The organism is uncultured Maricaulis sp., assembly GCF_905480005.1.
Classification (GTDB): domain Bacteria; phylum Pseudomonadota; class Alphaproteobacteria; order Caulobacterales; family Maricaulaceae; genus Maricaulis.
This window is the reverse complement of sequence record NZ_CAJQOO010000110.1, coordinates 1-3,035: the sequence shown is the minus strand read 5'-3', so window position 1 is coordinate 3,035 and position 3,035 is coordinate 1. Positions and strand designations below refer to the sequence as shown.

At 63.4% G+C, this 3,035-nt stretch carries 3 protein-coding genes; all 3 read right to left on the bottom strand.

Features of this window, described 5'->3' with window-relative positions; all coding sequences use genetic code 11:
* The coding region (locus tag QZ266_RS09805; protein ID WP_295694588.1) for a formate--tetrahydrofolate ligase at window positions 1–1,619 on the bottom strand (1,619 nt) is incomplete at its 3' end.
* A gap of 186 nt (window positions 1,620–1,805) precedes the next feature.
* Window positions 1,806–1,988: a 50S ribosomal protein L32 gene (gene rpmF / locus QZ266_RS09800; RefSeq protein ID WP_295694585.1), complete on the bottom strand. Its 183-nt coding sequence runs from the start codon at window positions 1,986–1,988 to the stop codon at window positions 1,806–1,808.
* 133 nt (window positions 1,989–2,121) lie between these two features.
* A complete protein-coding gene (locus QZ266_RS09795) occupies window positions 2,122–2,775 on the bottom strand; it encodes a head GIN domain-containing protein (RefSeq protein WP_295694582.1) in 654 nt (217 codons plus the stop codon).
* Between the last annotated feature and the right edge of the window lie 260 nt (window positions 2,776–3,035).

Genomic DNA, 3,035 nt, shown 5'->3' with positions numbered 1-3,035 from the left:
GCCGGCTTACGCGGCAGGCCGGGCATGGTCATGATCGATCCGCAGACCGCGACCACAAATCCGGCGCCTGCCGACAGGCGGACTTCACGCACCGGAAGCTCATGGCCTTCCGGCGCGCCGGTCAGGGCCGGGTCGGCCGAGAAGGAGTATTGCGTCTTGGCCATGCAGACCGGCAAATGTCCGAATCCGGCCTCCTGCCAGCGCTCCAGCTGGAGGCGCGCCGCACGGTCAAAGGTCACCGAACCGGCGCGATAGATCGTGCGGGCAATCGTCTCGATCTTGTCGACCAGGGTGAGATCATCGCCATAGAGGGGCGCGAACCGGCTCGTTCTGCCCTCCACAAGCTCGCTGACGGCTTCGGCCAGCTTTTCCGTGCCCTGCCCGCCCTCGGCCCAATGAGTCGCCAGGACCGCCTTCACGCCGCGTGCATCGCAATAGGCCTGAATCGCTGCGACTTCAGCCTCGCTGTCCGCGGTGAAGTGATTGATCGCAACCACCACCGGTACACCGAACTTGCCCAGGTTCTCGATATGACGACCGAGATTGGCGCAGCCCGCCTCGACGGCGGCGACATTCTCTCCGCCCAGCTGGTCCTTGGCGACACCGCCATTCATCTTCAGCGCCCGGATTGTCGCGACCAGGACAGCAGCGGACGGTTCGAGGCCACCCTTGCGACATTTGATGTCGAAGAATTTCTCCGCACCCAGATCAGCCCCGAAACCGGCCTCGGTGACGACATAGTCGGCCAGGCGCAGCGCCGTGTCGGTGGCGACCAGCGTATTGCAGCCATGGGCGATATTGGCGAAGGGACCGCCATGGATGAAAGTCGGCGTGTGTTCCAGGGTCTGGACGAGATTGGGCTGGAAGGCGTCCTTCAGCAGAACCGTCATCGCACCGGCGGCACCGACATCGCGCGCCGTGACCCGGCTGCGGTCGGCCCGTTCGCCGATCACGATATTACCCAGCCGGTCTTCCAGGTCCGCCAGGTCGCGGGCCAGGCAGAGAATGGCCATGACTTCCGAGGCCACCGTGATGTCGAAACCACCCTCGCGCGGCGTGCCATGGGCCGGACCGCCCAGCCCGGTGACCAGGTGGCGCAGGGAGCGGTCATTCATGTCGATGACCCGGCTCAAAGCGATGCGGCGTGTATCGATCTGCTGTTCATTGCCCCAGTGAACATGATTGTCGATCAGGGCGGCGAGCAGATTATGGGCCGAGGTGATGGCGTGGAAATCACCGGTGAAGTGGAGATTGATATCCTCCATCGGCACGACCTGGGCCTTGCCGCCTCCGGCTGCCCCGCCCTTCATGCCGAAACACGGACCCAGTGACGGCTCGCGCAGACAGATTGCGACCTTCTTGCCGATCCGGGACAGGCCATCGCCCAGACCGACCGTGGTCGTCGTCTTGCCCTCACCGGCCGGGGTCGGACTGATCGCCGTCACAAGCACCAGCTTGCCGCGCGGGCGCTCCTGCAGGGTGGCGATATAGTCGCCTGCGAGCTTGGCCTTGGAGCGACCGAAAGGGATGATTGCCGCCTCGGGAATGCCAAGCGACGCGGCAATTTCAGCCATGGGCTTCAGGCTCGCCGCGCGGGCGATTTCGATATCGCTGGTCATGATGTCCCCTGTGGTCAGCTTTTCAGCCAGTGTGGGGATGTTGAACAAGCTTGCAAGCCGTCGAAGAAATCGCCCGATTTAACCGCTTGAGCTCGCGACCAGACAAAGAAAAACGCGCCAGGCGATGACCTGGCGCGTTTTCTTTTCAGCGTGATCGACCGGGTGACCCGGTCAGCCGGAAACGACTCAGTCGTCTTTCGGCTCGAGGATCTGGCGACCGCGATACATGCCCGACTTCAGGTCGACATGATGCGGACGACGCAGCTCGCCGCTGTCCTTGTCTTCGATGTAGGCCGGGGCAGCCAGCTTGTCGTGGGCCCGGCGCATGCCGCGTTTGCTCGGCGTCGTTTTTCTTTTAGGGACGGCCATTGAGCCTCTCCAGCGCTATGAATCAGTGGTCGGGCCAGCTTTCACCAACCGTTCGAGCCGCGCCGTATACAGGCTTAATCTGCCTGTTGCAAGCATGGCGCGCGGCCTGTTGCAGACCGCGCCGCTTATGACATCAACCGCCGGCCGAATGGCTGATGGATCCGCCCATCGAACTGCTCGCATGGCGAGACGGTGGATTGCCGTGAATTCGGACCGATGCGCCCATGCTGGCCGAGGCATCCGAGGCCTCCGTGGCATGCGCCGACACCGAGGCGCCGGTCGAGGCATCAACCTCCACCCGGGCGCAGACCAGATTGCGGGCATTGAGCGATGTACCCGTCGACGCATCGATTTCCAGCGAGCCGCACGTGCCTGACAAGCGCACCGATGTGCCGGTGGATGTGTCCACTTCAAGCCTGCCCGAATCAATGCCCGAGACCGCCGCGCTAATGCCGCGACCGAACTCCAATTCCTCAATCGCCGGCATCGTCACCTGGACGACAACGTCCAGGCTGTCGCGACGGGTGAACCAGCCCGTGTCCTGATCGATCTCGAGCGTGCCGCGATCGATCTCGGTTTCAATATCGGCAAAATCATCGGCATCACCGACCAGTTCGACCGAGAAGCTGTCGCCCTGCACGATCTGGATCTCGAAGCCGCCATTGGCGTCAATCGCGGTGAAGCCGGCCAGGTCACGGATTTCGCTGTCCTGGGCCAGGCCGGGCGCGGTGAGGCTCAGCGCGGCGAAGGCGGTGCTGGCGAGAAAGGTGAAGCGGTTGAAACGCATGGCAGTCTCCTTGATCCCGTATCAATTCATGGCCGCATCATAGCGGTGACACCTCCCGGATGCGTGTGACAATGGGTTTAGATGCACGCCCGATGTAAAAAACCGCATCCGGCACTGGGGATGATGATGAAAATCGAAGAGTTTGGCCTGTGGTCACGGCGCATCGCCGACTGGTCCGTGCGCTATCTGGAGACCCTGCGGGACCGCCCTGTGCGCGCCCGGACCCGGGCCGGCGACGTGTTGAACGCCCTGCCCGTCGC